This window comes from Serinibacter arcticus, from assembly GCF_003121705.1.
GTDB lineage: Bacteria > Actinomycetota > Actinomycetes > Actinomycetales > Beutenbergiaceae > Litorihabitans.
Map to the genome: position 1 here is coordinate 3,918,019 of NZ_PYHR01000002.1, position 24,094 is coordinate 3,942,112.

Genomic DNA, 24,094 nt, shown 5'->3' on the forward strand with positions numbered 1-24,094 from the left:
GCGCCCCGTCAGGCGGACGGCCGCCCGGCGCGGTCGAGCACGACGTCGTGCAGGCGGCCGTTGGTCGCCACCGCGTCGCCGTCCCAGGGTCCGACCCGCCCCGCGCGGGAGGTGAACCGTCCGCCGGCCTCCGTGACGATCGGGACGAGCGCGGCCATGTCGTAGACCTGCAGCTCCGGCTCCAGGGCGACGTCCACGCTGCCCTCGGCGACCATCATGTACGACCAGAAGTCGCCGTAGCCCCGGGTTCGCCAGCACTCCGTGAGCAGTCCGACGAAGGCGTCCAGCTCGCCGCGCTGGGACCAGCCGTCCAGGCTCGCGTACGACAGCGAGGCGTCCGCCAGGTCCGAGACACCGGAGACCGCCAGCCGGCGGGGCTCGCCGCCGCCGACGCTGAGAAAGGCGCCGCCGCCGACGGCGGCGTACCAGCGGCGGTGCAGCGCGGGCGCGCTCACGACGCCCACCACCATCTCGCCGTCGACCGCGAGGCCGATCAGGCTGGCCCACACGGGCACGCCGCGGACGAAGTTCTTGGTGCCGTCGATGGGGTCGATGATCCACTGCCGCCCGCTCGGGGCGACGTCGCCGCCGAACTCCTCGCCGAGGATCGCGTCCTGCGGGCGGTGCTCGGCCAGCAGGGCGCGGGCCGTGCGCTCGGCGGCGAGGTCGGCGTCGGAGACGGGTGAGGTGTCGGGCTTGGCGTCCACGCGCAGGTCCAGCGCCCCGAACCGGTCGGCGGTGACGGCGTCGAGCGCGTCGGCGATCGCCAGCGCGAGGGCGAGGTCGTCGGCGTGGGCGGAGGGGCTGGTCATCGCTGGTGCATCCCGTCGTAGGCGGTCGGCTCGGGCTCGGCGTCGCCGAGCCGGGAGGTCAGGAGGCGGCGCAGCGACTCGACACGGGCGATCTCGCGCGCGGTGACGTCGGGCCGGGCGAGCCAGGTGTCCAGGGCGCAGCCGGCGGCGCCGTCGAGGTGGGTGCAGCCGGGCAGGCACCCGGTCACGACCTCGGCGAGGTCGGCGAACGAGGCGATCACGTCCTCGACGTCGACGTGGCCGAGCCCGAACGAGCGCACCCCGGGGGTGTCGATGACCCAGCCGCCGCCGGGCAGCGCGAGCGCGACGGCGGAGGTGGAGGTGTGGCGTCCGCGCCCGGTCACCGAGTTCACGTGGCCGACGGCGCGCGCGGCGTCGGGGACCAGCGCGTTGACCAGCGTCGACTTCCCGACGCCGGAGTGCCCCACGAGCACCGAGATGCGGCCGTCGAGGCGTGCGCGCAGCTCCTCCAGCCCCACGATGGTGGTGTCCTCGCGACGCGAGACGACGGCGGGGACGTCGAGGGGGAGTAGTGCTGCAAGAACGTGGCGGGGTCGGCGAGGTCGGACTTGGTCAGGGCCAGGAGGGTGTCCATCCCGGCGTCGAACGCGGCGACGAGGCACCGGTCGACCATCCGGGTGCGGGGCTCGGGGTCCGCGAGCGCGGTCACGACCACGAGCTGGTCGGCGTTGGCGACGAGGATCCGCTCGATGCCCCCGACGTCCTCCGACGAGCGTCGCAGCAGGGTCCGGCGCTCAGCCACGCGCACGATGCGGGCGAGCGATCCCGAGCGGCCGGAGGTGTCGCCGACGACGGCGACGTCGTCGCCCACCACGACCCCCGCGCGGCCGAGCTCCCGGGCCGAGACGGCCGTCAGGGTGCGACCGTCCACGAGCACCTCGTACCGGCCGCGGTTGACGCCGGTGACGAAGCCGTCCTCGGCCTGGGCGTAGGCGGGGCGCTGCTTGGTCCGGGGCCGGCTGCCGCGGCGCGCGGGCCGGATCCGGACGTCGGACTCGTCGTAGTCGCCTGCCCTCATCCTGCGGCGGCCCCGGTCTGCTCGAGCATGTCGCGCCACAGGCCGGGGAAGTCCGGGAGGGTCTTGGCGGTGGTGGCGACGTCGACGATCGCGACGCCGGGCACCGCCAGGCCGACGATCGCGCCGAACGTGGCCATCCGGTGGTCGTGGTAGGTCTCCACGACGGCGCCGTGCAGCGTCGCGGGCTCGATCTCGACGCCGTCGTCCGTCTCGCGGGCGATGCCGCCCAGTCGGGTGATCTCGGTGACCAGCGCCGCGAGCCGGTCGGTCTCGTGGCCGCGCAGGTGGCCGATCCCGCGCAGTCGCGTGGGGGAGTCGGCGATCGCGGCGAGCGCGGCGATCGTCGGGGCGAGCTCGCCGGCGCGCGTGAGGTCGAGGTCGAGGCCGTGCACGGTGCCGGTGCCCGTGACGCTGAGCGTCCCGTCCTCGGCGAGCGCGACGTCGGCGCCCATCCGGGTGAGGATCTCGCGGAGGTCGTCGCCCGGCTGCGTCGTGCTCGCGGGCCAGTGCGGGACGCGGACGGTGCCGCCGGCCGCGAGCGCGGCGGCCAGGAAGGGGCCGGCGTTGGACAGGTCGGGCTCGACGACGACCTCTCCGCCGGCGATCTCGCCGGGTTCCACCCGCCAGTGCCCCTCGCCGACCTCGCGCGCGTCGACGCCGCGGCCGCGCAGCACCTCGAGCGTCATGTCGATGTGCGGCTTGCTCGGCAGGCGCTCGCCCACGTGGCGCAGGTCCAGGCCGCGGCGCAGACGCGGGGCGACGAGCAGGAGCGCCGAGACGAACTGGCTCGAGACCGACGCGTCGATCGTGACGTCCCCACCCTCGAGGCCGCCGGTGCCGTGGACGGTGAAGGGCAGCGTGCGGGCAGGGGCGCCGTCGTGGGTGACGTCGACGCCGAGGCCGCGCAGGCCGTCGACGACCCCGTCCATCGGGCGCTCGCGGGCGCGCTCGTCACCGTCGAGGTGGACGTCGCCGTCGGCGAGGGCGGCGAGCGGCGGCACGAAGCGCATGACGGTCCCGGCGAGGCCGCAGTCGATGCTCGCGCCACCGCGGACGGTCGTGGCGGGCGTCACGTCCACGTCGCCGTCGGCCGTCACCTCGACACCTGCCCCGAGCGCGCGGAGCGCGTCGATCATCAGGGCGCTGTCGCGGGAGTGCAGCGGAGCGACGAGGCGGGTGGGACCCGAGGCGACGGCGGCCAGCAGGAGATAGCGGTTGGTGAGCGACTTCGACCCGGGGACGGCGACGGTCGCGTCGAGCGGGCGGTGGGCGAGCGGGGCGTTCCAGGGCTGGTCGGTCACGCCTGCCAGGGTAGTCGGGCCGCCCGGCGATCCGTCGACGGCGGGGTCGGCCGCCGCGCCGGAGGACAGCCCCACGGGACTCAGGAGTGGTCGGTGACCTCGTGCAGCGCGAGCTTCGCCTTGTCGGGCACGCGGGCGATCGTCTGCTTGGCCGCGATCCTGGCCACCTTGGCCGTGCGCTTCGCGTGCTTCGCGCTCGTGGCGACGTGCTTGGCCGAGGTGGAGCGGGCGGTGTCGAGGCGCCAGGCGATCGACGGCTTGCCCGCGGTGTCGGCGGCGGCGAGCAGCAGCCCTCCGAGGACGGCGGAGTCGCGCAGCAGCCCGAGGAGGTGCTCGCGACGCTTCTCGCCGGTGGCGTCCCAGAACGGGTTGGCCGCGACGACGGTCGGGAGGTGGAGCACCGTGAGGACGGTCGCGGCGGCGCGCGGGGCGATCCCGAGGCCGAGGAGGCCGCCCGCGACGATCTTGGCGGCACCGGCGGCGCGCACGATCAGGTCGGGGCTGAGCTGGACGGGCGCCTTGTCGGCGAGCTGGGTCAGGGCGGGCCGCGCCTGCGGCAGGTGCTCGACCTCGGCCGCGGGATGACGGACGGCGCGCCACCCGTCCGCGACGAAGACGGAGGCCAGCAGGGGACGAGCAACGCGGCGCAGCATCATGCTCCATCCTTACCGCACCCGTGCGTCAAAGGCGAGTCTCTCGTCGGACGTGCGGGAATGAGCAGGGGCCCGTGCACGTTGGCCCAGGTGTGAGAGAACAGAGCGTGCTGACCGCGCCCGATCGCGCCGCCGTCGACCTCGCGGCCGTAGGCTGGTGGCTGATGAACGCCACCTCGCACGACGCCGGATCCAGCAACCCGACCGACCCCGTCACCTCGGGCAACGCCCGGGTCGAGCCGGTCGCCGTCGCGGCGCCGCCCGTCGAGTCGACCCCCGCCGTCGAGCCGGTCGAACAGGCCGCCACCGTGGAGCCCGCAGCGACCGAACCGGTCGAGGAGGCCGAGCCCGAGGACGTCAGGGAGACGGAGACGGCCGCCGAGCGCACGCTGCGCTTCGAGACGGACGCCCTCCCGCACCTCGACCAGCTCTACAGCGCGGCCCTGCGGATGACGCGCAACCCCTCCGACGCCGAGGACCTGGTCCAGGAGGCGTTCGCCAAGGCGTACGCGTCCTTCCACCAGTTCCGCCCGGGCACGAACCTCAAGGCGTGGTTGTACCGCATCCTCACGAACACGTACATCAACTCCTACCGCAAGAAGCAGCGCGAGCCGCTGCAGTCGGACTCCGACGGCGTCGAGGACTGGGAGATCGCCCGCGCGGCGTCCCACACCGCCATCGGCCTGCGCTCGGCCGAGGTCGAGGCGCTCGACCGGCTGGGCGACTCGGTCGTGCGCGATGCGCTGGCGGAGCTGTCGGACGACTTCCGCCTCGTGGTCTACCTGGCCGACGTCGAGGGCTTCGCCTACAAGGAGATCGCCGAGATCATGGGCACCCCCATCGGGACGGTGATGTCCCGCCTGCACCGCGGCCGGGGCCAGCTGCGGACCCTGCTCGCCGACCACGCCCGCGACCTGGGGATGAAGGTTCCGTCATGAGCGACTCCACCGCCTCCGTCACCGACCCGGCCGGCACCGCGGCCGACGACGTCGCCGCCCGGTCCGCGCCCCTGAGCGCCGAGTGCCGCGACGCGCTCGAGCACCTGGCCGAGCTGCTCGACCACGCGATGTCCGAGCCCGACGCCGAGATCGTCCGGGCGCACATCGAGACGTGCGAGCCGTGCCTCGAGGCGGCCGACGTCGAGGAGCACGTCCGGCTGCTCGTGCGGCGCGCCTGCTACTCCAAGGCGCCCGACCAGCTCCGCCTGCGCATCGTCAGCCAGATCACGGTCCGCCGCCTCGGCTGACCCCGCTGCCCGCGAGGGCGCCGCGCCGTCGGCCCCACCCGTCGACCTGTGGGACGATGGTTCGTCACCACCGAAACCTCTCGAGGAGTTCCCATGAGCAAGCGCGGACGCAAGCGCAAGTCTCGTAAGGGCAGCGCTGCCAACCACGGCAAGCGCCCCAACGCCTGACGCACGAGACCAGCACGGACGGCCACCCTCGGGTGGCCGTCCGTGTTTCTGCGTCAGGAGGTCGGTACCGTGGCGGGATGCGTGCCGTCGTGGTGAGGACCCAGGATCCGGACGACCCCGGGGCGGGGGTCGCCGTCGTCGACCTCGAACCGACCGCCCCGCCGGCGGGGTGGGTGCGGGTCCGGATCGAGGCAGCGAGCCTCAACCACCACGACGTGTGGTCGCTGCGCGGCGTGGGTCTCCCCGCCGACCGGCTGCCGATGGTGCTGGGCACCGACGCCACGGGGCTGCTCGACGACGGCACCCCCGTGATCGTGCACGGCGTGATCGCCGACCCCGCCTGGCACGGTGACGAGACGCTCGACCCGCGCCGGTCGCTGCTGTCGGAGAAGCATCCAGGCACCCTCGCGGAGGAGGTCTGGGTGCCGCAGCACAACGTGCTGCCCCGCCACCCCGACCTGACCGCCGAGCACGCGGCCTGCCTGCCGACCGCCTACCTGACGGCCTACCGGCTGCTGTTCACGGCGGCCGACCTGCGGCCCGGCCAGACGGTGCTCGTCCAGGGCGCCGGCGGCGGCGTGGCGACGGCGAGCGTCCTGCTGGCCAGGGCCGCCGGCCTGCGCGTGTGGGTGACCTCGCGCGACGCCGAGCGCGGTGCGGCCGCCGTCGAGCTGGGCGCCCACGCCGCCTTCGGGGCGGGGGAGCGGCTCCCGGAGCAGGTGGACGCCGTCGTGGAGACGGTGGGCGAGGCGACGTGGCCTCACACGCTTCGGGCGCTCAGGCCGGGGGGCGTCGTCGCCGTCGCGGGGGCCACGACGGGCGAGGCGCCGAGCGCCGACCTGAATCGCCTGTTCTTCCGCGGCCTCCGGGTGGTCGGCTCGACGATGGGGACCTACGACGAGCTGGCGCGGGTCCAGCAGCTGCTCGTCACGACCGGGGTGCGTCCGCTGGTGGACCGTGTCGTCGACCTCGACGGCGTCCCCGGGGCGCTGGCGGACCTGGTGGCCGGCCGGGTGCGCGGGAAGGTCGTCGTGCGGGTGTCCTGATCCGCCGGGCGCCGAGCGCGCCGCACGATCGAGCTCTGGCGGTGGCGCGCCGGGTCAGGCGTCGTCGACAACGGTGCCGATCCAGTCAGCCCAGTCGTGGTGCAGCACGAGCCACGCCAGCAGGCCGTGACCGGCCTGGGCGGGGTGGATGCCGTCCGTGAGCGCGAGGTCGGACAGCCACTGCTCGTGGGTCGCGAGCGGCTGGTACGTCTCGACGTAGGGCACGCGGCGGCGGTGGCACACGTCGGCGTAGGCGGCCGAGAGCGCGGCCTGGGCGGCGCCGTCGAGATCGGTGCGCGGCGGCGGCCCGACGACGAACGCGGGCAGGTGCAGCGCGTCGGCCTTGTCCAGGATGTTGGCCAGGTTGAGACGGCTGCGCGCCATCGACGTCCCGGCGACGAGGTCGTGGGCGCCGAGCGCGAGCACGAGGGCGGCGTCGGCGTGGCCGCGGCGACGCGCGACCTCCCCTCCCAGCGCGCGCTCAGGGCCGTCGTCGTCTCGCCGGGCACGGCGAGCGTGCACACCAGCAGGCTCTGCGGCGTCGAGCGGGCGACGACCCGACCGACCCAGCCGAGGGCCCGCGGGTCGCCGAAGCCGGCCACGAGCTCGTCCCCGACGACGAAGAGTCGTCGGACGGTCTGCGTCAGGTCTGCCACGCGCTCCATCGTGCCACCCGGGGCGCGCGAGTCGGTCGCCCCGCGCCGGGGCCGGTGTCGGTGGGCGCTGCTAGCCTGCCGTTCGGGCCACGGTGCACCGTCGGTCCACGACCAGGGCAGGCAGACGAAGGGTAGGCACGTGGGTTTCTTCACCAAGCCGCAGGAGGGCACGTCGGCCGGGGCGCTCGCGCCGCTGACGAGCGAGCGGATCAGGGCGCGGCTGGACGACCGCGACGCCCAGTACGGCGTCGACGACGACGGCGACATCGGCGGCTACTGGGACGGTCACCTGTTCTACTTCTTCCTCCTCGGGCAGTCCTCGGAGTACCTGCAGATCCGCGGCCGCTGGAACCGCGCGGTCTCCATCGAGCAGCTCGGCGCGGTGACCGGCCTGGTCAACGCGTGGAACGCCGAGAAGCTGTGGCCCAAGCTCTACGCCCGCGCCGAGGACGACGTGGTCGGCGTCTACGCCGAGCACACCGTCGACTACGAGCACGGCGTCTCCGACGAGCAGATCGACCTCCACATCGCGTGCGCCATCGCGACGTCCGGCCAGGCGTTCGACACCCTCGACGAGTCCTTCCCGGCGGAGGCCGCGCTGGCCCGGGCGGAGTTCGAGCGCGAGTGACGAGCACGTTCCAGGTCGACCTGCGCGGCATGGTCGACCTGCTGGCCCGCCACCTCTACTCCGGTCCCCGCGTCTACGTGCGCGAGCTCCTGCAGAACGCGGTGGACGCCGTGACGGCCAGGAGGCTCCTGGAGCCAGACGCTCCCGCGACCGTCCGCCTGATCGTGCACCCGCACGGTCGGGCGGACGGCGTCGACGGCGCGGGGGGGACGACGACGGCGTCCCGAGCCTCGAGGTCGTCGACACGGGCATCGGGCTCACGGCCGAGGAGACGGCCGAGCTGCTGGCGACCATCGGCCGCAGCTCCAAGCGCGACACGGAGAACGGGCTCGGGCTGGGCAGGACCGAGTACATCGGCCAGTTCGGGATCGGCATGCTGGCGGCCTTCATGGTCGCCGACCGGATCGAGGTGACGTCGCGCTCCGCGCGCGAGGGCTCCGCAGTCGTGACGTGGCGCGGCTACGACGACGGCACGTTCGAGATCAGCGAGCGCGACGACCCCGATGGCGAGGTGCCCGTGGGGACGCGGGTCGTGCTGCGGGCCAGGCGCGACGCCGAGCACTGGCTGGCGGAGGAGACCGTCACGGCGCTCGCGGAGGAGTACGGGTCGCTGCTCCCGCTCGACGTCGCCGTGCAGGTCCTGGTCGGGGGAGCGCCCCTGTGGCGCCGGATCACCGGCGACGGCCCGCCGTGGCGCCGGACCTACCCGACCGAGGCGGCGCGCCGCGAGGCCCTGGTGGCCTACTGCGAGAAGCATCTCGGCTTCACCCCGCTCGGGCACATCGACCTCGCCGTCCCGCTGACCGGGCTGACGGGCGTGGCGTTCATCCTGCCCTCGGCCGCACCCGGTTCGAGCGGGCACCGGGTCTACCTCAAGCAGATGCTGGTCGGCCCCCGCGTGGAGGGGCTGCTGCCGGAGTGGGCGTTCTTCGTGCGCGCCGTGGTCGACGCGACCGAGCTGCACCCGACGGCCTCGCGCGAGCAGCTCCACACGGACGAGGTGCTGCTCGCCACGTCCGAGGCGCTCGCCGCCCAGCTCAAGGAGTGGGCCACCCGGACGCTGGGCGGCGCGTCCGGCGCGGCCCCCGGCGGCCTCGCCCGCCGCTTCGTCGAGACCCACCACCTGGCGCTGCGGGCCCTCGCGCTCACCGACGCCGACATGCTCGACCTGGTCGCGCGCGTCCTGCCGTACGAGACCACCGACGGAGGCGCGACCCTCGCGGAGCTGCGCGAGGCCGACGGCGAGATCGTCTACACCGCGACGACGCAGGCCTATCGCCGCGTCGCCTCGGTGGCCCGGGCCCAGGGGCTCACCGTCGTGAACGCCGGCTACGTCTACGACGCCGACCTGCTGACCCAGCTGGGGCGGCGTCCGGGCTGGCGCGTGCGCGAGCTCGCGACCGACGACCTGGCCGCGATCCTGCGACCGCTGGACCCCTCGCGGGAGCTCGCGGTGCTCGACGCCGTCGCCGCAGCCAACGCGGTGCTGGCCGAGGCCGACTGCGAGGTGCTGGTGCGGGAGTTCGCCCCGGAGCACGTGCCGGCCATGCTGCTGCGCGACCGCGACGGCGAGCACCAGCGCGACCTGCGGCGCGAGGTCGAGGCGGCGGACGACCTGTGGGGGTCGGTGCTGCAGGGCTTCGCGACGCCGGTGACGAGTCGGCGTCTCGTGCTCAACGACTCCGCGCCGCTGGTGCGGGACCTGCTGGCGGCCCCGCCCGGCGAGGTGTCGGCTGCCGGGATCCGCTCGCTCTACCTCTCGGCGGTGATGCTGGCCGGCGACGGCCTGCGCCCGCGCGAGGTCGAGGAGCTCAACGACGCGCTCGGGGCGCTGCTGCGCGCGGGCCTGGGTCGCGACGACGAGGGACGAGGGAACGCATGAGCCGCACGGTCGACGAGGCCAACCGGGCCGTCGGACGCATCCGTCGGATGCCGTACGGCGTCGCCCGCACGGAGATCGCCGAGCAGGAGGCCCGCCGGATCGAGGAGGAGGGCCCCGCCGAGACGCTCGCGTACGCGCTCTTCGCGCTCGTGGAGTCCTACGTCTGGGGCGGCGAGGGGGCGAAGGCCTACGTGCCGTTCCGCCGCTCGATCCGGCTGTGGGACACCAGCCCCGAGCTTTTCGACGAGGGTGACCGGCACGACTTCTTCTGGGCGTTCAAGTGGATGGTCACGGGGCTCGTGGAGTACCCCGACGTCCCCGCCACCCAGATCACCGCCACGATCGCGGACATGGAGCGGCGCTACGCCGTCGCCGGGAACGGGCTGGACGCCGTCGCCTACGCCGCCTTCCGGTGGGCGGAGCACACGGGGGACCCCGACGTCGAGCTCGCCTTCACCGCCTGGGCCGCGACCCCGCGCGACGAGTACTCGCAGTGCGAGGCGTGCGAGCTGGGGGACCAGGCCGTCCACCTCGCCGCCACCGGCCGCGTGCCCGAGGCGATCCGGGTGATCGAGACGGTGCCGCCCACCACGCGCTGGTGCGCCACCGAACCGGCCGACATGCTCTCCGTGCTCGCGCTCGCCCACCTCGACCAGGGCGACGCGGGGGCCGCGCTCGAGGCGCACCGGCGCGCCGTCGCCGCCCTCGCGGACACGCAGTCGGACATGGTCGGTGCGCGCGGCCGACGCCTGGAGCTGCTCGCGCGTGGCGGAGCGACCGACCGCGCGCTCGAGGCGCTCGCGAGCGACGGGCACCTGCTCGTCGACGCCGACTCGCCCCTGGGGCAGCTGCGGTTCGGCATCGCGGTGCTGCGCGCGCTGGCGGCGCTGCCGGACGTCGGGGAGCGGCCGGTCGCCGTCCCGGGGGTGCCCGCGGCCACGGTGGGGGAGCTGGGCGCCTGGACGGCGGAGCGGTCGCGGTCGCTGGCGGCCGCGTTCGACGCTCGGAACGGCTCCGACCGGCTCGTCCGCGAGGTCGAGGCCGCCGCCTCCGTCCGACCCTCGGAGACGCCGCTCAGCCTCACGGTGATCGACCCCGCCGCCGTCGCGGGGACGGCGCCGACGGTCGCCGCGGTCACACCGCCCCCGGGCGGCTCGTCGTCGCGCGACGCCGAGCCCGCCGGACAGCACCTCGGCGGCTCCGGCGCGGGGCCGCTCGCGGTCGCGGGTCACGACGACGCGTCGTTCCCGACCGCGCCCGCCGCGCCGGCCGACGCCCACCTCGCCCTGGCCGAGGAGCACCTCGCGGCCGACCGGCCCGCGCAGGCCGTGGCCTCCTACCAGGTCGCGGCGGGCCTGCTCGACGCCGCCGGGCGGCTGGCGGACGCGGGGCTGGCGTGGGCCGAGGCGGCCCGGTGCGCCGACCTGCTCGGCGACGTCGACGGCTCCCACGCCGGGTACGTCGCCTCGACCGCCCGGCTGCGGGCGGCGGGGACGCCGCCCGGCCTGCTGACCCGGGTCGTCGTCGCGTGGGCGCCCGTGGCGGCCCGCGCGGGCGGGGCCGGTGACGTGCTGGCCGTCGTCGGCGTCCTGCGGCCCGCGCTGCGGTCCCTCGTCGAGGCGGAGCGCCCCGAGGCCGCGGTGGACCTCGTCGAGCGCGAGCGCGGCGCCGCCCGACGTGCGCTCGCCGACCTGGACGACACCGCAGCCCGGCTGCTCGCCGCGGCCCCGCGGCGTCGCCCGCCTCCCCGTGGGCGGACACGGACGCAACCACCGACCCGCCCGCCGACACCGACGCCGTCACGCTCGCGATCCGCGCCGCCGAGGCCTACGCCGCGGTCGGGGCGATCGCCGACGCCGCCCACGCGTTCTGGCTGGCGGGGCGCCTGCAGCGCGACGCCGGCCGCGTCGAGGACGCCGTCTGGAGCCTGGAGTCCGCCACCGAGGGGTTCGGCATCGCGCGGGACCCGCTGCGCGCCGAGGTGGGCGGCGAGCTCGTCGCGCTGCTGCGCGGCACCGGCCAGCACACCCGGGCCGACGAGGTCGTCACGGAGCTGGCGCGATGACGTCGGCCGCTGAGGACCTGGTCGGCACGGTCACGCGGATCGGTCGCCTGCCCTACGGCCTGGCGCGCTCCGAGGCGGCCGCCGCGGCGGTGCGCCGGGCCGAGGAGCCCGAGACGGAGACGGTGCTCCCGTACGCGCTCGCCGGCCTGGTGGACGCGCTGTTCTGGGGCGGGGAGGCGACCAGGGCCCTGGTCCCGTTCTCGCGGCTGACCCGGCTGCGCGAGGAGCGTCCCGAGCACTTCGACGAGGTCGACACCTCGCTGTACTTCGGGGCGTTCGCCTGGATGCTCGGCGGGCTGCAGGACGACCCCACCGTGCCTGCCGCCTCGATCGAGAACCTGCTGACCGAGATGGAGCAGCGCTACGCCGTCGCCGGGCTCTCGCGGCACGCCCCCGCCTACGAGCGCCTGCGGTGGTCGGTGCGGATGGAGCGCGACGACGCCGACGCCGCCTACGCCGCCTGGTTGCGCGAGCCGGACGAACCTGCGCAGGCGTGCGAGCACTGCCACCGCACGCGCCAGGGCATCTTCCTCGTCCGCGGTCGTCGGTACGCCGAGGCCGTGGCGGTGCTGGAGGCGCCGGGCCTGCCGGAGGAGGCGTGCTCGACCGAGCCCGCCGACATGCTCTCCGTGCTCGCGCTCGCCCACCTCGAGAACGGCGACCCCGAGGCGGCCGTCCGGGTGCATCGCGCGGCCGTCGCCGCGCTGGCACGGGCGGAGACCGACATGGTCGGGGCGCGCGGCCGACGGATCGCGCTGCTCGGACGCGGGGGCGAGACGGGAGCGGCGCTCGCGGCGCTCGTCGACGACCAGCACCTCCTGCACAGGGCGATCACCCCGTTCTGGCACCTCCAGCTCCTCCTGAGCGTGGCGTCGGCCACCGGGGTGATGCGCGTGACCGAGCCCGACCGCCCGGTGCGGCTGCGCGACGTGCCGGCCACGACGATCGCCGAGCTGGACACCTGGGTGCGCGAGCGGGCCCTCGCGCTCGCCGACGCGTTCGGGGCACGCGCCGGCAGCCCGCGGACGCGGGAGCGGGCGCTCGCGATCATGGACGCCCCGGCCCCGCCGCCGATCGACCTGTCGCTGTCGCTGCCGCGCCCCGCGGCGGGGTCCGGCGACGCCGCCGCCGCGCCCGCGGACGCCGTCGCGCCGACGGGCGATGACCTGCTGGCGCGGGCCGAGCGCGAGGCCGCCGCGGGCGACGACGTCGCCGCCGTCGCGTCCTACCTCGCGTCCTCCCAGGCCGCCAGGAGCTCCGGACGGTTGCTCGACGCAGGGTTCGCCCTGGCGGAGGCGGCCAGGCTCACCGATCGGCTCGGGGACGTCGAGGGCGCCCACCTCCACTACCGCGAGGCCGTCGCCCTGCTGACCGAGGCCCGGACGGCGGCGTCCGACGTCGCCCCCGTGCTCGTCGCCTGGGCGCAGGCGGCGACCCGGGCCGGGGAGACGGGCGAGCTGCTCGGGGCGGTGGGGGAGGCGCTCGCCGTGCTCGACGTCGCGGCGCACCCCGCGGCGGCGCACCTGCTGGACGCCCGGGCCCGCGTCCTGGCGGAGATCGCGCTCGGCGACGACCGGCCGGCCACGCTCGCGCGGGCGGCCTCCGACGCCGTCGCCGCCGGTGAGGCGTTCGCCGCGCACGGCGCGATCGACGACGCGGGCCACGCCTTCTGGCTCGCCGGTCGGTTGCACGAGGAGGTCGGCGAGAGTGACGCCGCCGTCTGGGGTCTGGAGTCCGCCGTCGAGGCCTTCACGCTCGTGAATGCCGCGCGCTCGCGGGCCGACGCGGCCGGGGAGCTCGTGGCGCTGCTGCGGGAGCGGGGTCAGGACCTGCAGGCCGACGAGGTGCTGGCGGCGCTGTCGGGGCGGTCGGGTCGACGGTCGGGGAACGGTCGATGAGGCGCCTCGCCGCCGGGCGCGCCCTCTCGTCCGTCGGACTCGCGTCCGTCGCGCTCACCGTCGTGGCGCTGACGGGCTGCTCCGGATCCGATCCGGACGACGACGTCGACGGCGTCGACGTGACCGTCAGCGACGTGTCCACCGACGACGGCCTGCGGTACACGGTCGAGGTCACCAACGGGCTCGACGAGCCGCTCTGGTTCCACGACTACTACGGCTCGGCGGAGCGGGCGAACGGTGGCACCCTGCGGATCGTGCAGGAGTTCGGCACCGACGAGGGCGAGTGGACCGACGGCGGTCCGGGCGGCGATCCCGTCGTCACCCTCGAACCGGGACGCAGCGACGCCGCGACCTGGATGACGACGGGCGATCCCCTGGCCGACCTGGGGCTGGGGGAGTCGGCGGAGCTGGTCGTGTGCGTCGAGCTGGTCACCCGGTCGCAGGTGACGGACCTCGGGCTCGACTTCGGCGACGTCGAGACGATCGAGCGGGGCGTCCTGGAGGACGCCCCCCGGCGCGCCTGCAGCGAGCCGGTGCCCGTCGACTGAGTCAGGGGAGGCGGGGCCGCAGGCCGTCGTCCCAGGCGTGGTGCGACGACGGCGCGGGGCGCGTGCCGTAGCCGTCGCGACGGACCTCGTGCACCAGGTGGGCGACGACGCCGACGAGCGCGAGCAGGGTGAGGAGGGCGAAGAGTGCCAGTGCGGTAGTCATGGCAGTAATGCTCCTCTCGTGCGATTCGAGCCACCAGTGGCAGACGTGACAACGAACGCTTGATTTCTGCCATCCTTGCTGTGACGATCGACGTATGAGCCTGCTCAAGGTGCGCGTGATCGCGCTCCCGACCGTCTCCCCGTTCGAGCTCTCCGCCGCGGCCGAGGTCTTCGGCATCGACCGGAGGGACACCGGCGGACCGGTCTTCGACTTCGGGGTGGTGACGCCGACGCCCGGCCGGCTGTCGACGAAGGTCGGGTTCGACGTCGTGGTCGAGCACGGCCTGGAGGATCTGGACGGGGCGGACGCCGTCGTGATGGCCCCGTACGCGGCGGGCACCGAGGTCCCCGAGTCCGTGCTCGAGGCGCTCCGGTCCGCGCACACCCGCGGCGCCTGGATCGTCAGCCTGTGCAGCGGCGCCTTCGCGCTCGCGCTCGCCGGGCTGCTGGACGGTCGGCGGGCCACCACCCACTGGATGTACACGGCAGCTCTGGCCACCCGCCACCCCGACGTCGAGGTCGACCCCGACGTGCTCTACGTCGAGCACGACCGCATCATCACCTCGGCCGGGACGGCCGCGAGCATCGACGCGTGCCTGCACCTGGTGCGCTCCGAGCTCGGCGCGTCACCGACGGCGAGCATCGCCCGCCGCATGGTCGTCCCGCCGCACCGCGACGGCGGCCAGGCGCAGTACATCGACCACCCGGTGCCGGAGTGCTCCAGCGACAGCTTCGCGGCCCTGCTGGAGTGGGCGAGCGAGAACCCGGCCAGCGACCTCTCGGTGGAGGCGCTGGCCCGCCGCGTGCTCCTGACGCCGCGCACGTTCGCGCGTCGGTTCCGGGCGGAGACCGGCACGACCCCGGCGGCCTGGGTCGGCCGGATGAGGCTCGCGCGGGCGCAGGAGCTCCTCGAGCAGGGGGAGGAGGGCCTGGACGAGGTGGCCAGGCTCGCGGGGTTCAGCGACGCGGCGCTGCTGCGCCAGCACTTCTCCCGCACGCTCGGGCTGTCGCCGCGCGCCTACCGGGCCCGGTTCCGCGCGGTCTGACGCCCGCCCGACACTCGTCGTCCCGCATCGCCGCGACCACGGCGGCCGGCAACGCGAACGGCCGTCCCACCCCGAGGGGTGGGACGGCCGCTTCCGTGACGCGGTGGTCAGCGGGCGAACGCCTCGCGCACCAGCTCCTGCTGCTCGGCCTGGCTGACCTTCGCCGACCCGGTCGACGGAGCCGCCGACGACGGGCGGGAGACCCGGCGGACCGGGACGCCGTCCATCTTTCGCGAGGTGATCCCGGCGAGGTAGGGCCACACACCCTGGTTCGCCGGCTCGTCCTGCACCCAGACGAGCTCCGCGTCGCCGTACGGCGCGATGACCTCGCGGAGCGTGTCGGAGTCGAGCGGGTACAGCTGCTCCAACCGGACGATCGCCGTGCGCTCGTCCGCACCGTGCTCACCCTTGGTGCGCGCCGCGAGCAGGTCGTAGTAGACCCGGCCCGAGCACATCAGCACGCGGTCGACCTTGCCGGGGTCCACGGTGTCGCCGATCGCGGTCCGGAACGTGCCGGTGGTGAAGTCCTCCACGGAGGAGGTCGCGGCCCGCAGGCGCAGCAGCTGCTTCGGCGTGAAGACGATCAGCGGCTTGCGCGGACGGTCGTAGGCCTGGCGACGCAGCAGGTGGAAGTAGCTCGCCGGCGTCGAGGGCTGGGCGACCGTCATGTTGTTCTCGGCGCTCAGCTGCAGGAACCGCTCGATGCGGGCCGAGGAGTGGTCGGGACCCTGGTGCTCGTAGCCGTGCGGCAGCAGCAGCACGACGGACGAGCGCTGACCCCACTTCTGCTCCGAGGCCGAGATGAACTCGTCCACGATGGTCTGGGCGCCGTTGACGAAGTCGCCGAACTGCGCCTCCCACAGCACGAGGGCGTCCGGCCGCTCGACCGAGTAGCCGTACTCGAAGCCGAGCGAGGCGAACTCCGACAGGGAGGAGTCGTAGACCCAGAACTTCGCCTGGTCGGCCGAGAGGTAGGACAGCGGGGTCCACTCGGCGCCGGTGTGGTGGTCGTGCAGCACCGAGTGGCGCTGCACGAACGTGCCACGGCGCGAGTCCTGACCCGACAGCCGCACCGGCGTGCCCTCGAGCACGAGCGAGCCGAACGCCAGCAGCTCGCCGAAGCCCCAGTCGATCGAGCCCTCGTGCGCCGCCGTCGCCCGACGCTCGAGCAGCTGCGCGAGCTTGGGGTGGACGGCGAAGCCCTCCGGCGGGGCCAGGTGCGCGTCACCGATGCGGTGCAGCACGCTCTCCGGGACCGACGTGGTCCAGCCGACCATCGTGCCGGCGTCCTCGCGCTGGGACTCGGGGACCTCGAGGCCGCGTCGGTCGTCCTCCGACGGCGAGTGCGACCCCTCCTTCGTCTCGCGGAAGGCCCGCTCGAGCTCGCCCTGGTAGTCGGCGAGCAGCTGGTCGGCCTCCTCGGCCGAGAGGTCGCCGCGCCCGATGAGCGCCTGCGTGTAGAGCGTGCGGACGCTCTGCTTGCCCTCGATGAGGCTGTACATGACCGGCTGGGTCATCGAGGGGTCGTCCCCCTCGTTGTGACCGCGACGGCGGTAGCAGACCATGTCGATCACGACGTCCTTGTGGAACTCCTCGCGGTACTCGAACGCGAGGCGGGCCACACGGGCGACGGCCTCGGGGTCGTCGCCGTTGACGTGGAAGACCGGGATCTGCAGGCCCTTGGCGACGTCGGTGGGGTAGAGCGTCGAGCGCGAGCTCGAGGCCCCGGTCGTGAAGCCCACCTGGTTGTTGATGATGATGTGGACCGTGCCGCCCGTGCGGTAGCCGCGGAGCTGGGAGAGGTTCAGGGTCTCCACGACGACGCCCTGACCCGCGAAGGCCGCGTCGCCGTGGATCAGCACGGGCAGCCAGGAGAAGCCGTCGCCACCGAGGTCGATGCGGTCCTGCTTGGCGCGGACGACACCCTCGAGGACGCCGTTGACGGCCTCCAGGTGGGACGGGTTGGCGGCAAGGTAGACGGAGGTCTGCGAACCCGTCGGTGACGTGTACTCCCCGACGGTGCCGAGGTGGTACTTCACGTCGCCCGAGCCCTGGACGGTCTTGGGGTCGACGTTGCCCTCGAACTCGTTGAAGATCTGGCCGTAGGACTTGCCGGCGATGTTGGCCAGCACGTTGAGCCGGCCGCGGTGCGCCATGCCGATGCCGACGCCCTCGAGGCCGGCGTCGGCCGCCCCGGCGAGCAGCGTGTCCATGAGCGGGATGAGCGACTCGCCACCCTCGAGGCTGAAGCGCTTCTGGCCGACGAACTTCGTCTGCAGGAACGTCTCGAACGCCTCGGCCTGGTTCAGCTTGTGCATGATCTGGCGGATCGCCTCGGGCGACGGCTTCGGCCAGCCACCCTCGAGCTTCTGCTGCAGCCAGCGGCGCTGCGCCGGGTCGTGCAGGTGCATGTACTCCGAGCCGATGGTGCGGCAGTACGCGTCCCGCAGCCGGGCGAGGACGTCGCGCAGCGGCGCCGTCGGCTTGCCGGTGAAGCCCCCGGTCGGGAACGTGCGGTCCAGGTCCCACAGCGTGAGGGAGTGGTTGGCGACGTCGAGGTCCGGGTGCCGGCGCTGGCGGTAGGCCAGCGGATCCGTGTCGGCCATGAGGTGGCCTCGGGAGCGGTAGGCGTGGATGAGCTCGGCGATGCGCGCCGGCTTGCCGAGCGCCGTCGTCGGGTCCTCGACGATGTCGGTGCGCCACCGGACGGGCTCGTAGGGCACCCGCAGTGCGGCGAAGACGCGGTCGTAGAAGCCGTCCTCACCCAGCAGCTTGGTGTGCACGAGGCGGAGGAAGTCACCGCTCTGCGCGCCCTGGATGATGCGGTGGTCGTACGTGGACGTCAGCGTGAGCACCTTGGAGATGCCGAGGTTCGCCAGCGTCTCGGGGGAGGCGCCCTGGAACTCGGCGGGGTAGTCCATCGCCCCGACGCCGACGATCGTGCCCTGACCCTGCATGAGGCGCGGCACGGAGTGGACCGTGCCTATCGTGCCGGGGTTGGTGAGCGAGATCGTCGTGTCCGCGAAGTCCTCGACCGTGAGCTTGCCGCCGCGGGCCTTCTTCACCAGCGCCTCGTACGTGGACCAGAACTGGGCGAAGTCCATCGTGTCGGCGTGCTTGATCGACGGGACGAGCAGCTGGCGCGTGCCGTCGGGCTTCGCGAGGTCGATCGCGAGGCCGAAGTTGACGTGCTCGGGCCGGTAGATGCCGGGCTTGCCGTCGATCTCGCGGTAGGCCGCGTTCATCTCGGGGAGCTCGAGGAGCGCCTCGACGACGGCGAACCCGATGAGGTGGGTGAAGGACACCTTGCCGCCGCGGGTGCGGACGAGGTGGTTGTTCACGACGATGCGGTTGTCGACGAGGAGCTTCGCCGGCACGGCGCGGACGCTCGTGGCGGTGGGGACCTCCAGGGAGGCCTCCATGTTGGTGACGACGCGCGCCGACGGGCCGCGCAGCTTCGTCACCTCGCCGTCGCCGAGCGGGCTCTGCGTGTGCGACTCGTCGCCGGGCACGTAGGGGGCGGTCGCCGGCTGGGGGACGGCGGGCGGCAGGTCGGCGCGCACGTCCTGCGGGTCGAGCTGCCGGCGCGGGTCCGTGTGGGGGTCCTCGGCCCGCGGGGCCGGGCGCGCCGGTGCCGGTCGAGCCGCGGCCGGAGCGGCGGCAGGGGCAGGAGCCTCCGGCGCCGTCGTCGCGGCGGGTGGATCGGCCGGGGCCGTCGTCACCGTCGCCGCGCCGTTCGCCGTCCCTCCGGCGGGGGTGCGGCCCTCGGCGGCGAAGAACTCGCGCCACTGGGCGTCGACCGATGCGGGATCGGCCTCGTACGCGACGCGGAGCTCGTCGATGAGCCACTCGTTCGCGCCGAAGTCGGCCGTTGTCGGTGTTGCCGGGGATTCAGATGCCACGCTCGCTCACTCCATCGCCGTCGTCTGTTCGAGCCGCCTTCCAGGGTAGGCCCTCCGGGGTGTCCTCGAGCGCCACGGTCACGGGCGATCCGGCCTCCGATGTGCCTCTGACCTGGACTTTCGTCCGCGCTTGGGTAACGGCGGGCAAGGAGCGGGCAAAGGGCGGGGACGCTATCGCCCTTGTCGGTCGAGGACGTCGGCGACGGCGCCGACGGACGTCTCGGCGCGAGTGGGCGGCGGTCCGTCCATGGGCAGCGTGAGCCGGAGGGTCGCCCCGGTGCTCGGCGGCGTCGGGGCGACGGCGTCGAGGGTCCCGCCGTGCAGACCAGCCGCCCACCGGGCGATCGCGAGGCCGAGTCCTGTGCCGCCGCTGGTGGTGCCGTCCGTCGCCGGCCGGTTGGTGCCCTGCTCGAACCGGTCGAAGATCTTGGCGCGCTCGGTCGGTGGGATGCCCGGCCCGTCGTCGACGACGTCGATCACCACGGTCGTCCCGGTCACCCGCGCGCTGACCTGGACGGTGCCGCCGGCGGGGGAGTGGCGGGAGGCGTTGGACAGCAGGTTGAGCAGCACCTGGTGGAGGCGCTCCGTGTCGACGCGGAAGCTGAGCTCCTGCGGCACCTGGACGTCCCACGTCACCTCGCGGCCCGCGGCCCTGGCGGCGTGCGACGCCGCGGCGACCACCTCCTCCACCACGTCCCGGACGGGGACGACCTGCAGGTGCAGGCCGGCCGCCCCGGCCTCGAGCCGGGAGAGGTCGAGCAGGTAGGTCACCAACCGGGTCAGCCGCTCGGTCTGGTCGAGCGCGGAGGTGAGCGCCTCCTCGTCCGGTTCCGTGACGCCGTCGACCATGTTCTCGAGCTGGGCGCGGAGCGCGGCGATCGGCGTGCGCAGCTCGTGGCTGACGTTCGCCACGATCGCGCGCTGGGCCTCCGCCAGGGAGGACAGGTCGCCCGCCATCGCGTTGAACGCGTGGCCGAGCTGGCCCACCTCGTCGCGGCTCGTGGTGCGGACGCGGATGTCGTAGTCGCCGGCGGACATCGCCCGCGCGGCGGCCGTCATCTCCCGCAGCGGCGACGTCATGCCCCGGGCGAGCACCTGGGAGACCACGAGGGCGAGCGCGATCGCGACGGGGAAGGTCATGTACCAGCGCGCGTCGTAGTAGCTGCGGCCGGCCCAGACGATGACCGCCGAGACGAACACCGAGGCGGCGATGACGACGCCGAACTTGGTGCGGATCGAGGTGAGGCGGTCGAGCGGGCGCACGTCGACGGCGTACCGCAGCGCCGGCACCTCGCGTGCGTGGCGGACGCCCGTCCGCTCCCTCACCACGACGAGCTCGCGGGGAGGAGCGCCGGGAGGGCGGGGTTCGGTCGCGCCGTCACGGCCGCGCTCACTCGGTGGGGGGCTCGAGCGAGTAGCCGACCCCGTGGACGGTGCGGACGAGGTCGGACCCGAGCTTGCGTCGCAGCGCCTTGATGTGGGAGTCCACGGTCCGGGTGCCGCTGGCGTCCACCCAGTCCCAGACCTCCTCGAGCAGCCGCTCGCGCGTCAGGACGGTGCGCGGCGAGGTCGCGAGGCAGACGAGGAGGTCGAACTCGGTCGGGGTGAGGTGGGCCTCCTCGCCGGCGCGACTGACCCGGCGCTGGGCCCGGTCGATCAGCAGGTCGCCGAGCTCGATCGGTGCGGGGCCGGTGGGGCGGTCTCGGCGGCCGCGACGCGGGCGGTGCGCTCGTGGCGTCGCAGCAGCGCCTTCACGCGCGCCACGAGCTCACGCATGGAGAACGGCTTGGTCATGTAGTCGTCGGCGCCGACGCCGAGCCCGACGAGCAGGTCGGTCTCGTCGTCGCGGGCCGTGAGCATGAGGATCGGCACGGCCCTGGGGTCGTCGGCCTGGATGCGACGGCACACCTCGAGGCCGTCGAAGCCCGGGAGCATGACGTCCAGGACGATGACGTGGGGCGCGAACTCGCGCGCCCCCGCGACACCGCCGGGTCCGTCACCCGCGACGCGGACCTCCCAGCCCTCGGCGGCGAACCGGCGCGAGACCTGCGTGGCGATCTCGGGGGAGTCCTCGACGACGAGGACGCGGGTCCCGGGCTCACCACCGGCGGCACCGCTCCCACCCGGCGTCGGAGCGGGGCGGGCGGAGCTGGCGGAGTTCGGCGTGCTCATCGCCACAGCGTGGCACACACCCTCGACCGAGGAGGTGTGTGACGTCGCCCCCAGTCGTTTGGCAGGAGCCGGGAGGCGCGTTATGGTTTCGTGATCAAGTCGTCCTCCGGACCCCCGGCTCGCCCCCCTGCGCAGCTCGTGACCCGGTCGGAGGAAGGCCCACTGCCGAGCTGGGCCCCCTGAACAGTCGGAGGATGTGTGAGCGTGTCGCCCGTGGATGTCGTCGTGCCTGAACTCACGACGCGTCGTGCCCGTCGACTCGCCGCACCCTCCTCAGCAGCCGTTCCCCCGATCGCTCCGACGGCGCACACCCCCGTCGTCCTGCAGACGATCGTGGACATCCCGTCGCCCGCCGCCAGTGTCTCGGGGGCCACCAGCGCCACGGTCACGCTCGACGCGCCGGCGCCGCTGACGCGTCGTGAGCTGCGTCAGCGCCAGGCGGGCGAGGCCTTCGGCCTGACCGCGCCGACGGGAGCCGCCCCCGCCGAGCGCCGGACCGCGGCCGACGTCCTCGCCGCCGCCGTGCTCGAGCAGCAGGGCACGATGACCCGTCGTCAGCTCCGCGAGGCCACCCGCCGCGAGGCCGGTCTGACGACCACGCAGCACGTCGACGGCGCCCCCCACGTCTCGCTCCAGCAGGACCAGTTCGAGACGGTTCCGCCCGCCGACCAGCCCGTCGACCTCGAGTTCGACTTCGCCTCCGTCGCCCTCACGCTCAGCTCGCTCGCGGTGGCCCCGGCCGTCCGCGCCGACCGCTCCGCGACGCCCGTCCACGTCCCGGCCCGGCCGGCTCCCACGACGACCGAGCACGACGAAGGCGTCACGTTCGCCTCCGGTGGCAGCGGAGGCGGGTCGCCCCGCGCCGGCGTCGCGTCCGTCCCGTCCTCGCCGTCCGAGCCCGGCACCGTCCGCCAGTGGGTGCCGCGCCTCGCGGTTCTCTCGGCGCTGGGCGTCGCCACCGTCGTCACCCCGATCCACGCGATCGCCCAGGGGGCCGACGAGCCCGAGGTCGTCGAGATCCCCCTGGCCGACAGCAGCGCGCTCGACACGCTCGTCGCCACGCCGCAGAGCGTCGAGGCCGCGTCGGCCACCGCGACCGCCGACGTCGACGCCTCGGTGCTCGCCGAGTCCGCGCCGGCCGACTCCACCGCGGCCCTGCTCGCCTCCGACCCCGTGGCGGACGTCCGCGGCGTGGTCGCCGCCAGCCGCAGCGAGGGCCGCTCCGAGCTCCCGCAGTGCGGGGCTCCCGAGGCCGACCAGCCCAACGGCACGCTCGCCGCGCTCGAGTCGAGCGAGCACCTCACGCTCAGCATGCCGGTGCAGGAGGGCGTGTACCGCGTCAGCTCCGGCTTCGGCCCCCGCTGGGGCGCGTTCCACTACGCCTCCGACTTCGCCGCACCGCTCGGCACCCCGATCCGCGCCGTCGCCGGTGGCGAGGTCGTGCACGCCGGGGCCGGCCTCGCCGGACGCAGCCCGAACCTCGTGGCCATCCGCTCCGAGATCGACGGCGAGACCGTCGAGATCTGGTACAACCACATGTTCGACGACGGGGTGTTCGTCGAGGAGGGCGACGTCGTCAACGTGGGTGACGTCATCGGCGAGGTCGGCAACAACGGCAACTCGACGGGACCCCACCTCCACCTCGAGATCCACGTCGGCAACGTCGAGGACCCCAACGGCAGCGCCGTGGACCCGCTCGCCTGGCTCCGCGCCAACGGCGCGACGCCGGTCACGACCTCCGGGGCGGTCTGCGTCTAGGACGCACCACCACGCACGACGGCGGCCCGCACCCGAGAAGGTGCGGGCCGCCGTCGTGCGTCCGGGTTCGCGCTGGGACCGGGACGGGTCCGGTCAGGACAGCGTGAGGCCCCAGCGGACGGTGTGCGTCGCGCCCGGCTCGAGCCGGACGAGCCGGTCGCCCGAGTTGAAGGCGTCGGCGATGCAGCTCATCGGCTCGGCCGCGAGGCCGCGACGGCGGTAGTCCACCGCGCCGATGTGGTCGCCGGAGCAGACCTGCCACGTGTCCATGGACTCGTCCATCCAGACTCCGGCCGTGCGGCCGTCGGCCCCGGTGAGGCGGATCCAGGAGAGCCCGTCGGCGTCGCGCGTGGCACCCACGAAGGCGTCGTCGAGGTCCGTGGAACCCACGAGGCGCTCGGTGCGGAAGTCGAAGGCCTGGGGGAGCTCCTCGACGCCCGCGGGGAGCAGGCGTTCGTCCGGCCGGACCCACTGCGTGGCGTCCAGGCGCAGGGTGGCGGCGTCCAGGCCGCCGTCGCCGGGGGAGAGCCAGGGGTGGAAGCCGATGCCGTACGGGGCGACGGTCGCGGACCGGTTCGTCGCGCTGACCTCGATGGTCAGCGACGTCCCGCGCAGCTCGTAGTGCGCCTCGAGGCCGAGCTGCCACGGGTAGCCGGCGACCGGGACGGTCTCGAGCACGAGGCGTGCCTGCGTGGTCGTGAGGGAGCGGACGGCCCAGCGCTGGTTCAGGACGAGCCCGTGCAGGGCCGTGCTGCGCGCGACCTCCGTGACGGGGAGCTGGTAGTCGGTGCCGTCGAAGGAGTAGGCGCCGTCGGCCAGCCGGTTCGGCCACGGGGCGAGGATCGCGCCGTGGCCGGCGGGGGAGAGCTCGTCCTCGGGGTAGGAGACGACGACGTCACGACCCGCGACGTCGAACGAGCGCAGGGACGCCCCGACCTCGGTGAGGACGACCGTGGCGGAGGACGCCGGGTCGTGCAGGACGTGCTGGGAACCAGTGGGGGGATCGGCATGCGGCCAGCCTAGTGAACGGGCGCGCGGCGTGTGAGCGTGCACACCCGGAGCGCGACGGCGATGGGGGCGACGACGCGGGTCCGGGAACGACGACGGGCCCG

18 protein-coding genes and 3 pseudogenes are annotated in these 24,094 nt (G+C 74.4%); 11 read left to right on the forward strand and 10 right to left on the reverse strand.

What is annotated here, in order from left to right:
* Positions 1–8: 8 nt before the first annotated feature.
* The 4 genes and pseudogenes from hisN to C8046_RS17410 all read right to left on the reverse strand — a co-directional run bounded on the left by hisN (position 9) and on the right by C8046_RS17410 (position 3,808).
* On the reverse strand, positions 9–812 hold the full coding sequence (gene hisN, locus C8046_RS17395; RefSeq protein WP_109230532.1) for a histidinol-phosphatase: 804 nt from the start codon (positions 810–812) through the stop codon (positions 9–11).
* A pseudogene (gene rsgA, locus C8046_RS17400) lies at positions 809–1,851 on the reverse strand (ribosome small subunit-dependent GTPase A). The gene hisN and the pseudogene rsgA overlap by 4 nt, the downstream one beginning before the upstream one ends.
* Positions 1,848–3,152 (reverse strand): 3-phosphoshikimate 1-carboxyvinyltransferase, encoded by a 1,305-nt coding sequence (aroA, locus tag C8046_RS17405; protein ID WP_235866387.1) that lies wholly within the window; start codon positions 3,150–3,152, stop codon positions 1,848–1,850. The pseudogene rsgA and the gene aroA overlap by 4 nt, the downstream one beginning before the upstream one ends.
* An 80-nt stretch (positions 3,153–3,232) precedes the next feature.
* Positions 3,233–3,808 (reverse strand): DoxX family protein, encoded by a 576-nt coding sequence (locus tag C8046_RS17410; RefSeq protein WP_109230533.1) that lies wholly within the window; start codon positions 3,806–3,808, stop codon positions 3,233–3,235.
* 104 nt (positions 3,809–3,912) lie between these two features.
* Between C8046_RS17410 and C8046_RS17415 the strand changes: the two genes are divergently transcribed.
* The 4 genes from C8046_RS17415 to C8046_RS17430 all read left to right on the forward strand — a co-directional run bounded on the left by C8046_RS17415 (position 3,913) and on the right by C8046_RS17430 (position 6,265).
* Positions 3,913–4,743 (forward strand): sigma-70 family RNA polymerase sigma factor, encoded by an 831-nt coding sequence (locus C8046_RS17415; RefSeq protein WP_328587619.1) that lies wholly within the window; start codon positions 3,913–3,915, stop codon positions 4,741–4,743.
* Positions 4,740–5,051 carry a mycothiol system anti-sigma-R factor gene (rsrA, locus tag C8046_RS17420; protein ID WP_109230534.1) on the forward strand — a complete coding sequence of 104 codons (312 nt, stop codon included), beginning with the start codon at positions 4,740–4,742 and terminating at the stop codon, positions 5,049–5,051. Before C8046_RS17415 ends, rsrA begins: the two co-directional genes overlap by 4 nt.
* A gap of 93 nt (positions 5,052–5,144) precedes the next feature.
* Positions 5,145–5,219, forward strand: a complete 75-nt coding sequence (locus C8046_RS20280; protein WP_109231027.1) for a 50S ribosomal protein bL37 — start codon at positions 5,145–5,147, stop codon at positions 5,217–5,219.
* A gap of 77 nt (positions 5,220–5,296) precedes the next feature.
* Positions 5,297–6,265 (forward strand): zinc-binding dehydrogenase, encoded by a 969-nt coding sequence (locus C8046_RS17430; RefSeq protein ID WP_109230535.1) that lies wholly within the window; start codon positions 5,297–5,299, stop codon positions 6,263–6,265.
* A 54-nt stretch (positions 6,266–6,319) separates the two neighbouring features.
* On the opposite strand, the pseudogene C8046_RS17435 reads toward C8046_RS17430, so the two are convergent.
* Positions 6,320–6,892 (reverse strand): annotated as a pseudogene (locus C8046_RS17435) (GDSL-type esterase/lipase family protein); the annotation flags it as partial.
* 168 nt (positions 6,893–7,060) lie between these two features.
* On the opposite strand from C8046_RS17435, the gene C8046_RS17440 reads away from it, so the two are divergent.
* The 5 genes from C8046_RS17440 (at position 7,061) to C8046_RS17460 (ending at position 13,942) form a co-directional block, all read left to right on the forward strand.
* The gene (locus tag C8046_RS17440) at positions 7,061–7,549 is read left to right on the forward strand and encodes a YbjN domain-containing protein (protein WP_109230537.1); all 489 of its coding nucleotides are present in this window, start codon (positions 7,061–7,063) and stop codon (positions 7,547–7,549) included.
* 280 nt (positions 7,550–7,829) lie between these two features.
* A complete protein-coding gene (locus C8046_RS17445) occupies positions 7,830–9,431 on the forward strand; it encodes an HSP90 family protein (RefSeq protein ID WP_235866485.1) in 1,602 nt (533 codons plus the stop codon).
* Positions 9,428–11,509, forward strand: a complete 2,082-nt coding sequence (locus C8046_RS17450) for a hypothetical protein (RefSeq protein ID WP_109230538.1) — start codon at positions 9,428–9,430, stop codon at positions 11,507–11,509. The genes C8046_RS17445 and C8046_RS17450 overlap by 4 nt, the downstream gene beginning before the upstream one ends.
* A complete protein-coding gene (locus C8046_RS17455; protein WP_109230539.1) occupies positions 11,493–13,394 on the forward strand; it encodes a hypothetical protein in 1,902 nt (633 codons plus the stop codon). Before C8046_RS17450 ends, C8046_RS17455 begins: the two co-directional genes overlap by 17 nt.
* Positions 13,391–13,942, forward strand: a complete 552-nt coding sequence (locus C8046_RS17460; protein ID WP_109230540.1) for a hypothetical protein — start codon at positions 13,391–13,393, stop codon at positions 13,940–13,942. The genes C8046_RS17455 and C8046_RS17460 overlap by 4 nt, the downstream gene beginning before the upstream one ends.
* Position 13,943: 1 nt before the next feature.
* Here C8046_RS17460 and C8046_RS18930 read toward each other — a convergent pair whose 3' ends face one another.
* Positions 13,944–14,105, reverse strand: a complete 162-nt coding sequence (locus C8046_RS18930; protein WP_199224511.1) for a hypothetical protein — start codon at positions 14,103–14,105, stop codon at positions 13,944–13,946.
* Between the two features lie 94 nt (positions 14,106–14,199).
* On the opposite strand from C8046_RS18930, the gene C8046_RS17465 reads away from it, so the two are divergent.
* Positions 14,200–15,150 carry a GlxA family transcriptional regulator gene (locus C8046_RS17465; RefSeq protein ID WP_109230541.1) on the forward strand — a complete coding sequence of 317 codons (951 nt, stop codon included), beginning with the start codon at positions 14,200–14,202 and terminating at the stop codon, positions 15,148–15,150.
* 107 nt (positions 15,151–15,257) lie between these two features.
* Here C8046_RS17465 and C8046_RS17470 read toward each other — a convergent pair whose 3' ends face one another.
* The 3 genes and pseudogenes from C8046_RS17470 to C8046_RS17480 all read right to left on the reverse strand — a co-directional run bounded on the left by C8046_RS17470 (position 15,258) and on the right by C8046_RS17480 (position 21,224).
* Positions 15,258–19,052 (reverse strand): multifunctional oxoglutarate decarboxylase/oxoglutarate dehydrogenase thiamine pyrophosphate-binding subunit/dihydrolipoyllysine-residue succinyltransferase subunit, encoded by a 3,795-nt coding sequence (locus tag C8046_RS17470; RefSeq protein ID WP_109230542.1) that lies wholly within the window; start codon positions 19,050–19,052, stop codon positions 15,258–15,260.
* Between the two features lie 171 nt (positions 19,053–19,223).
* Entirely contained in the window at positions 19,224–20,378 is a 1,155-nt protein-coding gene (locus C8046_RS17475; RefSeq protein WP_235866388.1) for a HAMP domain-containing sensor histidine kinase, read from the reverse strand.
* A gap of 64 nt (positions 20,379–20,442) precedes the next feature.
* Positions 20,443–21,224, reverse strand: a pseudogene (locus C8046_RS17480) (response regulator transcription factor).
* Between the two features lie 225 nt (positions 21,225–21,449).
* On the opposite strand from C8046_RS17480, the gene C8046_RS17485 reads away from it, so the two are divergent.
* Positions 21,450–22,982 carry a M23 family metallopeptidase gene (locus tag C8046_RS17485; RefSeq protein ID WP_146197215.1) on the forward strand — a complete coding sequence of 511 codons (1,533 nt, stop codon included), beginning with the start codon at positions 21,450–21,452 and terminating at the stop codon, positions 22,980–22,982.
* A 93-nt stretch (positions 22,983–23,075) separates the two neighbouring features.
* Here the strand turns inward: C8046_RS17485 and C8046_RS17490 are convergent, their stop codons facing one another.
* A complete protein-coding gene (locus tag C8046_RS17490; protein ID WP_158277259.1) occupies positions 23,076–24,035 on the reverse strand; it encodes an aldose 1-epimerase family protein in 960 nt (319 codons plus the stop codon).
* Positions 24,036–24,094 lie beyond the last annotated feature (59 nt).